This window comes from Comamonas jiangduensis, from assembly GCF_030162955.1.
Taxonomy (GTDB): domain Bacteria; phylum Pseudomonadota; class Gammaproteobacteria; order Burkholderiales; family Burkholderiaceae_C; genus Comamonas; species Comamonas jiangduensis.
Window position 1 is genome coordinate 92191 of the sequence record NZ_JARXOV010000016.1, and the last position, 8797, is coordinate 100987.

Annotated in this window: 9 protein-coding genes; 6 read left to right on the forward strand and 3 right to left on the reverse strand. The window is 58.1% G+C overall.

The genetic code is table 11. From position 1 onward, the window contains the following. Nucleotides 1–16 precede the first annotated feature (16 nt). From ppnP to QEP12_RS13040, 3 genes are all read right to left on the reverse strand, one after another. The gene (gene ppnP / locus QEP12_RS13030; RefSeq protein ID WP_174863379.1) at nt 17–334 is read right to left on the reverse strand and encodes a pyrimidine/purine nucleoside phosphorylase; all 318 of its coding nucleotides are present in this window, start codon (nt 332–334) and stop codon (nt 17–19) included. A 270-nt stretch (nt 335–604) separates the two neighbouring features. Further along, nucleotides 605–1102 carry a glycine zipper 2TM domain-containing protein gene (locus QEP12_RS13035; RefSeq protein ID WP_174863380.1) on the reverse strand — a complete coding sequence of 166 codons (498 nt, stop codon included), beginning with the start codon at nt 1100–1102 and terminating at the stop codon, nt 605–607. Between the two features lie 86 nt (nt 1103–1188). Beyond that, nucleotides 1189–1554 carry an ArsC family reductase gene (locus tag QEP12_RS13040; protein WP_174863381.1) on the reverse strand — a complete coding sequence of 122 codons (366 nt, stop codon included), beginning with the start codon at nt 1552–1554 and terminating at the stop codon, nt 1189–1191. A 47-nt stretch (nt 1555–1601) separates the two neighbouring features. Between QEP12_RS13040 and folC the strand changes: the two genes are divergently transcribed. The 6 genes from folC to gltX all read left to right on the forward strand — a co-directional run bounded on the left by folC (nt 1602) and on the right by gltX (nt 8732). After that, a complete protein-coding gene (gene folC / locus QEP12_RS13045) occupies nt 1602–2927 on the forward strand; it encodes a bifunctional tetrahydrofolate synthase/dihydrofolate synthase (protein WP_284214523.1) in 1326 nt (441 codons plus the stop codon). A 23-nt stretch (nt 2928–2950) separates the two neighbouring features. Continuing rightward, complete coding sequence (locus tag QEP12_RS13050) at nt 2951–3811, forward strand: SPOR domain-containing protein (protein ID WP_284214524.1); 861 nt, start codon at nt 2951–2953, stop codon at nt 3809–3811. A gap of 40 nt (nt 3812–3851) precedes the next feature. Continuing rightward, complete coding sequence (locus tag QEP12_RS13055) at nt 3852–4343, forward strand: CvpA family protein (protein WP_284214525.1); 492 nt, start codon at nt 3852–3854, stop codon at nt 4341–4343. An 84-nt stretch (nt 4344–4427) separates the two neighbouring features. Beyond that, on the forward strand, nt 4428–5936 hold the full coding sequence (gene purF / locus QEP12_RS13060; protein WP_284214526.1) for an amidophosphoribosyltransferase: 1509 nt from the start codon (nt 4428–4430) through the stop codon (nt 5934–5936). Between the two features lie 178 nt (nt 5937–6114). Then, complete coding sequence (locus QEP12_RS13065) at nt 6115–7329, forward strand: O-succinylhomoserine sulfhydrylase (RefSeq protein ID WP_284214527.1); 1215 nt, start codon at nt 6115–6117, stop codon at nt 7327–7329. Further along, on the forward strand, nt 7326–8732 hold the full coding sequence (gltX, locus tag QEP12_RS13070; protein WP_284214528.1) for a glutamate--tRNA ligase: 1407 nt from the start codon (nt 7326–7328) through the stop codon (nt 8730–8732). The genes QEP12_RS13065 and gltX overlap by 4 nt, the downstream gene beginning before the upstream one ends. The last annotated feature ends 65 nt before the right edge of the window (nt 8733–8797 follow it).

An 8797-nucleotide genomic window follows, 5' to 3' on the forward strand; every position in this document is an offset into this window, starting at 1 on the left:
GCCGCACGCCCGGGGCTCAGGCGTAGTGGCAGATGTAGTGGTAAGCCTCGGTCACGCGGATGTCGAACTTGGAGTTCGCGGGAATGTGGAAGCTCTCGCCTGCTGCGGAGGTCTTCCATTCATCGCTGCCGTCGAGCTTGTACTCGCAAGCGCCACCCACGCATTCCATGATCTCTGCCGCTGCGGTGCCAAACGTCAGCGTAGCGGGCAATACCACGCCCACGGACTTCTTGGTGCCATCGGCCAGGGTGAAGCTGTGGCTGATGCACTTGCCGTCAAAGTAAACATTGGCCTTGGTGGTCAGGGTAACGCCGGTGAAATGCTCGGTAGTCATGGATTGCGCGTAATCGCTGAGTTTGGATCGAAGCTGGGCATTTTAGGCTACCTGCGTGGCCCTTGGGGGTTCGCAAAACGCATAAGGCCAAGCCCTTGCGGCAGGGGCTTGGTGGTAGACGAGTGGAGAGGAGTTCAGCGACCGCAGGAAGCGGGGTGCGGGTTGGTAGATGCCGCGAGGGCCAGTGAAATATGCGCGGCGTACCTTGGTGGAGGGGATGGCTCCAGTAACGCCACATAAATTGGAGGCGAACAACAAATATTAGTGCAGCTAGCGAGGGCGGTGCGGCGGGTGTGTGCCGATGCGCATGTCAATAATGGGCAAATCGTTGTCATTGGCGCGGTACTCGATGCTCTCGATAGGAGCTGCTCCCGGGGGGGTAGAGCCATAGGATTTCGTTCCCGGTGTGGCGCTGTTGGCGCTGGCTCTGTCGGTGTTGCGGTAGGTGCCGCTGGGTTGGGTGGAGTGGATGGGAATGCGCTTGCCGGGGTTGTGCGCCATGCGTTGCGAGTACTGCTGGCCTTGGTATTCGTACAGCACGTCGTAACCCACCAGTTCATCTTCATAGACCGTACGCGTTTTGCAGCGCGTGTGGCTGGAGTATTCAACACACTCCTCATGCGGAACGGCCGCCTGCTCATAAATCGGAGTGGCCTCCAAAACCTTGCCGTACGTTGGCTGTGCGAATGCGGCAAACGGCGCGAGTCCCAGGCCGAGGCATGCCATGGCCAAAGACAAACCAAGACGGGCGGGTGGTGTGGTGGTCACGGGGGCTGCTCCTAGGGTGTGATGTCGATGCTTGATTGGCCGAGCGAGAGGGTACAACGTGGTTCAAGCATGTCGATATGTGGTATTCAAACGCGTGATGCCAGCCAATTTTCGGCATTGAAGCCCACGGTGATGTCACCATCAGCCCATTCCACGACGGGGCGCTTAATGGCGCTGGGGTGTTCTTGCAATACCCGGGTCGCACTGGCGGCATCCACCACGCTGGACTGAAGGGTAGGGTCCAGTTTGCGCCAAGTGGTTCCCTGGCGGTTGGTGAGCTTTTCCCAGCCGACTGCTTGCATCCAGCTCGGTAGTTTGTCTGCAGGCACGCCTTGCTTCTTGAAGTCATGGAACTCGTAATCGAGCCCTTGCGCTGTGAGCCAGGCACGTGCTTTTTTCACAGTGTCACAGTTGGGGATGCCGTAAACACGAATAATCTTGTTGGTACTCATGGTGTTGATGGTGATGCATGCGTGGGTGCGCGACAATCATGCACTGTATGCACAGCAATTTCTCCTCTCTTTCTGAATGGCTTGCGCACTGCGAGCAAATTCATCCACAAAACATTGCCATGGGGCTTGAGCGCGTGCGCGAAGTTGCGCAGCGTATGCAGTTGAAATTTGACTGCCCTGTGATTACGGTGGCAGGCACCAATGGCAAGGGCTCTACCTGCGCCATGCTGGAAGCCGTAGCCCTGCAGTCGGGCTACAAGCCCGGGGTCTACACCTCGCCACACTTGGTGCACTTTGAAGAGCGTTGCCGACTTCATGGTGAGATTGCGAAAGCCGAAGAATTTTTGCCGCACTTCGCCGCAGTCGAAGCCGCGCGCTTCCAGGGTGAAGAGGTATTGCTGACGTATTTTGAGTTCACCACGTTGGCCATCATGCGCATGCTGAGTGTGGCCAAGCTGGATGTAGTGATCTTGGAAGTGGGGCTGGGTGGCCGCCTGGATGCGACGAATGTGGTGGACGCCGATTGCGCCATCATCACCAGTATCGATATCGACCATGCGGCGATTTTGGGCAACGACCGTGAAACCATTGGCCGTGAAAAGGCGGGCATCATGCGCGCGGGGCGGCCAGTCATTGTGAGCGACCCGGTGCCCCCGCAAAGCGTCATTGACCATGCTGAGGCGATTGGCGCTGATTTGCGGATGTTTGGCAAAGACTTCAATTACAACGGTGACAAGCAGCAATGGGGTTGGGCTGGGCGTGACCGCCGCTATGCAGGCCTGTCGTACCCTGCGCTGCGTGGTGCAAACCAGTTGATGAACGCCTCGGGCGTGCTGGCTGCGTATGAAGCGCTGCGCCCCGTGTTGCCTGTGACAGCGCAAGCAGTGCGCACGGGCTTGGCCATGGTCGAGTTGCCTGGGCGCTTTCAGATCATTCCCGGGCAACCCACTTTGGTGCTGGATGTGGCGCACAACCCGCACTCTGTGGCTGCGCTGACCGCCAACTTGGATGCAATGGGTTACTACCCGACGACGCATGCGGTGTTTGGTGCGATGGCGGATAAAGATCTGGCGCCTATGCTGCTCAAGGTGGGGCCGCTGATCGATCGTTGGTATTTCACGGATTTGCCCACGGAGCGTGCGGAATCGGCCTCGAAGTTGCAGCAAAAGTGGAATGCTGTGCAGATGGTTGCGGGGGGCACGCGCCGTGAAGTGCCCACTAGCTTGTACGAGAATCCGCAAGCCGCATTGGATGCCGCCGTACAGGCTGCAGACCCGGCTGATAGAATCGTAGTCTTTGGCTCGTTTTATACGGTCGGTGAGGTTTTGAAAGATGGGCCACCTCGCCTGCATGCCAAACATTTGGGCGAATAAGGTCCGCTACGCGACGCATCTTCATGGCACTTTTCAAATTCCGTTGGCCTGGTCACAAAGAGGAAAGCGAGCAAACGCCCGTGCGGCGTTCTCGTTTGGCCCAGTCTGAAAGCGTAGATGACATGCGCCGCCGTGCGCGCCATCGCCTCATTGGTGCCGCCGTTTTGGTGGCGCTGGGGGTGATTGGGTTTCCTATCTTGTTTGACACCCAGCCGCGCCCCATCCCGGTCGATGTGCCGATTGAAATTCCGGATCGCAATCAGGTCGCTCCCATGATGGTGCCGGCAGACCAGGCACGGACAGAGCCCAAGCTTGCGCAATCTGCGCCTTCAGCTGCGGCGCGCGCTACAGATGGTGCGCTGGGTGATGGCGAAGAATTGGTGGTGAATGAGCCAACACCTTTGGCGGTGCCCAAGCCGCCAGAGCCACCTCGTCTGGTGCCAGAGCCTGCGGCCAAGCCTGAGGCAAAGCCAGAACCTAAACCTGAATCGAAGCCCAAGCCAGAGCCTAAACCTGAGCCCAAGCCAGAGGTAAAGCCAGCACCCAAACCTGCGGTGAGTGATGCCGAGCGTGCCCGCGCCTTGCTGGAAGGACGTGCCCCGGTGCCTGCGCCTGCTGCTGCCAGTGCACCCGCGAAGGCTGAGGCAAACAAGCAAGGCCGCTTTATTGTGCAAGTGGGGGCTTTTGCCGATGCTTCCAAAGCGTCCGAAGTGCGCGCCAAGCTGGAAATGTCGGGGCTGAAAACCTATACCCAAGTGGTGGACACCAAAGATGGCAAACGCACCCGGGTGCGCGTGGGCCCCTTTGATCAACGTGATGCCGCAGACAAGGCCGTAGCACGGATCAAGGGGTTGGGACTGCCAGCCTCGGTGCTGACTTTGTAATGCAACCGCTCACGCACAGCTGAAAGATTACGGAAAGCGCATGGTTGTTTTGGATGGCTTGTTGCTGGGCATCTTGGTGGTGTCCATGCTCTTGGGTGCGTGGCGCGGTTTGATTTTTGAGCTGTTTTCCCTCGTCGGCTGGGTCGCAGGCTTTTTTGTGGCGCGCTTGTTCGCCCAGGATGTGGCCGGCCTGCTGCCGCTCAGTGGGTTTGATGCCGCCGTGCAATACGGCATTGGCTTTGTGTTGACCTTTGTGGTGGCTGTGTTTGCATGGGGGCTGCTGAGTGCATTGGCCAAGAAACTGATTGAAGTGGCCGGTTTGCGCCCCGTAGACCGCACCTTAGGTGCAGTGTTTGGCGTGCTGCGCGCAGCTGTATTGATTTTGGTGTTGTCGGTGGTCGTGGTTTCCACACCGCTGCACACCCAAACGTGGTGGACGCAATCGCTGGTGGCACCTTGGCTCACCGATGCGGTGGCGAGCGTTTTGCCCGCGCTGTCGGTGGAGTGGGGGAGGCTGTTGCCTTCGGCGTAAAAGAGTAAGGGCTGGGCCTCCAAGTGGGCGTGGCCTGCAAGCAAAGACCGCGAGAGCAATCTCGCAGATAGATGGAACGCAACTATGTGTGGAATCGTCGGCGTGGTGTCAACCACCCCCGTGAATCAACTGATCTATGACGCCTTGCTGCTGCTGCAGCACCGTGGCCAAGATGCAGCCGGTATCGTGACCCAGCAAGAGCGCAAGTTCTTCATGCACAAGGCCAAGGGCATGGTCAAGGACGTGTTCCGCACGCGCAATATGCGTGCTTTGCCGGGCAATGTGGGTCTGGGTCAGGTGCGTTATCCCACGGCGGGCAACGCTGCCAGTGAAGAAGAGGCGCAGCCTTTCTACGTGAATGCGCCTTTTGGCGTGGTGATGGTGCACAACGGCAATCTGACCAACGCCAAGCAACTGCGCGAAGAGCTGGCTAGCACCGACCACCGCCACACCAACACCGAGAGCGACTCTGAAGTGCTGCTCAATGTGCTGGCGCACGAAATTGGCCGCGTCACCAGCGGCGCTCCGCTGACGCCCGATGAGGTGTTCAAAGCCGTGCGTGCGGTGCACAAGCGCATCAAGGGCTCGTACGCCGTCATCGCGCTGATTGCGGGCTATGGTTTGCTGGCTTTTCGCGACCCGTTCGGTATTCGCCCGCTGTGCATGGGCAAGGGGGCGGATGGCACATATATGCTGGCCAGCGAATCGGTAGCGCTGGAGGGTACGTTGCACCAGTTTGAGCGCGATATCGCTCCTGGCGAAGCCGTATTTATTGCCAATGACGGCACCGTACACACCGAGCAGTGCGCTGAAAACAGCCAGTTGTACCCCTGTGTGTTTGAGTACGTGTATTTGGCGCGCCCAGACTCCACCATCGACGGCATCTCGGTCTACCAGGCCCGTCTGAACATGGGTGAGACACTGGCCAAGCGCGTGATCTCCACCGTGCCGCCTGCGGAAATCGACGCCATCATTCCCATTCCGGAGTCCAGCCGCCCCAGCGCCATGCAGCTGGCCCAGTTGCTGGGCATTCCCTACCGCGAAGGCTTCGTCAAGAACCGCTACGTGGGTCGCACTTTCATCATGCCTGGGCAGGGCGCGCGCAAAAAATCGGTGCGCCAAAAGCTCAACGCCATTGGCAGCGAGTTCAAGGGCCGCAACGTGCTGCTGGTGGATGACTCCATCGTGCGTGGCACCACCTCCAAAGAAATTGTGCAAATGGCGCGCGATGCAGGCGCCAACAAGGTGTACCTGGCTTCGGCCGCGCCACCGGTGCGCTACCCGAACGTGTACGGCATCGACATGCCGACCAAGTCGGAGCTGGTGGCCCATGGCCGCACGGTAGAGGAAATCCGCCAGGTCATCGGCTGCGATGCGTTGATCTACCAAGATGTGGATGCCATGAAGCAGGCCGTTGGCAAGATCAATCCTGCGGTGCGGGGTTTTGAAGCTTCGTGCTTTGACGGTGTGTACGTGACGGGCGATATCTCCGAAGCCGAAGTGAACGCATTGAACGAAGGTCGCAACGCTGGTGCGCAAGAAGAGTCTGAAGATACTTCGCGTCTATCTTTGCCCAATGCACAAGAGCAATAAGCTCTAAACTGGGCGTCATAAGCCCAGAGGCACAATAAAAGGAGCTGCTCGCGCAGGTCAAATAAGCACTTCAAAGTGATTTGTCTTTGAAAGCCTTGTTTGATATGCGCAAGCTGCTCCTTTTTTCATGGCGCAGACCTGCTGTCTGCGCCCTTTAGATAGATTGAGGAATAGCGTCGTGACCGAGAAACAACTCCCAGAAGATCTGCATCCCGAAACTTTGGCGGTGCGTGAAGCCCTGCCCCGCAGCCAGTGGGGTGAGCACTGCGAAGCGCTGTACATGACCAGCAGCTTTGTCCAGCCCGACTGCGAAACCGCTGCCCGTCGTTTTGCCGGGCAAGAAGAAGGTTTTACCTACAGCCGCACCACCAACCCCACGGTCAGCAGTTTTGAAAAGCGCTTGGCGGCCATGGAAGGCACCGAGTGCGCGGTGGCGACATCGACAGGGATGTCGGCCATCTTGCTGGTGGCGTTGACCACGCTGAAGGCGGGTGACCATGTGATCTGCTCACGCTCCATGTTTGGCTCCACCATCAAACTGCTGGGCACGGAAATGGCGCGCTTCGGTGTGGAAACCACCTTTGTGTCGCAAACCGATATTGCCGCGTGGAAGGCTGCGGTGCAGCCCAACACCCGCTTGTTTTTTGCCGAAACCCCAACCAATCCGCTGACCGATCTGTGTGACATCGCTGCGCTGGCAGAGTTGGCGCATGCCAGCGGCGCTTTGCTTGCGGTGGACAACAGCTTTGCCACGCCCATCTTGCAGCAGCCCGCCAAGCTGGGGGCGGACATCGTGGTGCACGCGGGCACCAAATTCTTGGATGGCCAGGGGCGCACCATGATTGGGGCGGTGTGTGGCTCTATCGCGCTGGTTGACAAGGTGATGGGGACCTTCTTGCGCAGTGGCGGCCTGAATGCCGCGGCCTACAACGCTTGGACGGTGATGAAAGGGTTGGAGACGCTGTCGCTGCGCGTCAAGGCCCAAAGCGCTGCAGCGCTGGAGTTGGCGCAGTGGCTGGAAGCGCACCCCCAAGTGGCGCGCGTGTACTACCCGGGTTTACGCAGCCATCCGCAGTACGAGCTGGCCATGCGCCAGCAAAATGGCTTGGGTGGCGCCGTGCTGTCGTTTGATGTGCATGGCGGCAGCCCTGAAGCCTTGCGCAAGAACGCCTTCCATGTGGTCGACCATACGCAGGTGTGTAGCATTACGGCTAACTTGGGCGATGTGAAGACCACCATCACCCATCCCGCCAGCACATCGCATGGCCGCCTGACCGAGGAGCAGCGTCAAGCTGCAGGCTTGGGTCAGGGATTAATTCGCATCTCTGTGGGGCTGGAGCACTTGGATGACCTCAAGGCAGACCTCTCCCGCGGACTGGATACTTACCAATGACACAAAAAATTCGCACCCGTTTTGCACCTTCGCCCACTGGCTTTATCCACTTGGGCAATATTCGCTCGGCCCTGTACCCCTGGGCATTTGCCCGCGCCAATGGGGGTGACTTCATCTTGCGTATTGAAGACACGGACCTGGAGCGCTCCACACAAGCCTCGGTCGATGTGATTTTGGAGGGTATGCAGTGGTTGGAGCTTTCGCACGACGAAGGCCCCTTCTACCAAATGCAGCGCATGGATCGCTACAAAGAAGTGCTGGCACAGTTGCAGGCCAAGGGCTATGTGTACCCCTGCTACATGAGCATGGAAGAGCTGGACGCGCTGCGCGAAAAGCAAATGGCCAACAAGGAAAAGCCCCGCTACGACGGCACATGGCGCCCAGAAGAGGGCAAAGTGCTGCCCGCGATTCCTGAAGGCGTAAAGCCTGTGCTGCGTTTCAAAACTCCCAAGGACGGCATCGTCGCTTGGGAAGACAAGTGCAAGGGCCGTATCGAATTCCAGAACTCGGAGCTCGACGACCTCGTGATCGCCCGTCCTGACGGCACGCCTACCTACAACTTCTGCGTGTGCGTGGACGATATGGACATGAATATCACCCATGTGATTCGCGGTGATGACCATGTGAACAACACGCCCCGCCAAATTCACATCTTTGAAGCACTGGGTGCTGCGGTACCTGTGTTTGCGCACTTGCCTACGGTTCTGAATGAGCATGGTGAGAAGATGTCCAAGCGCAACGGTGCCAAGGCCGTGACCCAGTACCGTGACGAAGGCTATCTGCCTGATGCCATGGTGAACTATCTGGCCCGTCTGGGCTGGAGTCACGGAGACGATGAAATTTTCTCGCGCCAACAATTCTTGGAGTGGTTCAATCTGGATCACTTGGGTCGCAGTGCAGGCCAATTCGACGAAGCCAAACTGCGTTGGGTGAATGCCCAGCATTTGAAGGCCATGGACGACGTAGCCTTGGCTGCCAAGGTCAGGCCTTTTGTGGTGAAGGCCGGCGTAGCAGAAAATTTGCTGGATGCGGATGATCGTTTGGTGCGTATCTGTGCGTTGTTCAAAGACCGCTGCGAAACCTTGGTGGATCTGGCGAATTGGGCGAAGTTATTTTATGTGGATAGCGTGGAACGCAATACGCAAGACTATGCCCAGCATGTGACCGAAGCAGCCATTCCCGTGCTAGACGCATTTGCCGCAGCCATGGAAACTGTGGAATGGAGCAAAGAGGCGATTGCAGCCAGCATTAAGGAAGTGCTGAAAGCGCAAGGCATCAAAATGCCTGTTTTGGCGATGCCTGTGCGGGTATTGACACTGGGTACTGCACACACGCCATCGGTGGATGCGGTACTGGAGTTGCTGGGGCGTGAAAAAATCCTCACCCGTTTGAAAAACCGCTAAAAACCTGTCTATAATTCGAAGCTCTGCACGATGCAATCAATAAATAAATTGCTTGCATTGTCAAG